Raw genomic sequence first — 435 nt, forward strand, 5'->3', positions numbered from 1 at the left:
CTTGAACCACCGACCTCACGCTTATCAGGCGTGCGCTCTAACCAGCTGAGCTATAGGCCCATACATACGATATTTATTTTGTAATTTGAGGTGTTCCCTCAAAACTGAACATGGCCGCTACAGATTGGCTTCTACGCTGCCATGCGCCGAGGAATCTATCTCCCTCGAGATCGCTTGCAGACGCAGGCGCAAAACGCCTTTTTGTTCAATAAGGGTGTTCCCTCAAAACTGAACAAAACAGACAGCGAGATTTTATCATACCGTTTTTGTGTTTGTCAACACATCACATCTAGCTTTCGAACAAAAGTTCTCCGCTTTTCTGATTATCCTTAGAAAGGAGGTGATCCAGCCGCACCTTCCGATACGGCTACCTTGTTACGACTTCACCCCAATCATTTGCCCCACCTTCGGCGGCTGGCTCCCGTAAGGGTTACC

The 435-nt window shown here is 48.3% G+C and carries 1 rRNA gene; it reads right to left on the reverse strand.

What is annotated here, in order from left to right:
- Window positions 1–333: 333 nt before the first annotated feature.
- Window positions 334–435: ribosomal RNA gene (locus tag K1I44_RS15080) — 16S ribosomal RNA — on the reverse strand; the annotation flags it as partial.

The sequence above is a fragment of the Anoxybacillus sp. ST4 genome, assembly GCF_019448545.1.
GTDB classification, from domain to species: domain Bacteria; phylum Bacillota; class Bacilli; order Bacillales; family Anoxybacillaceae; genus Anoxybacillus; species Anoxybacillus pushchinoensis.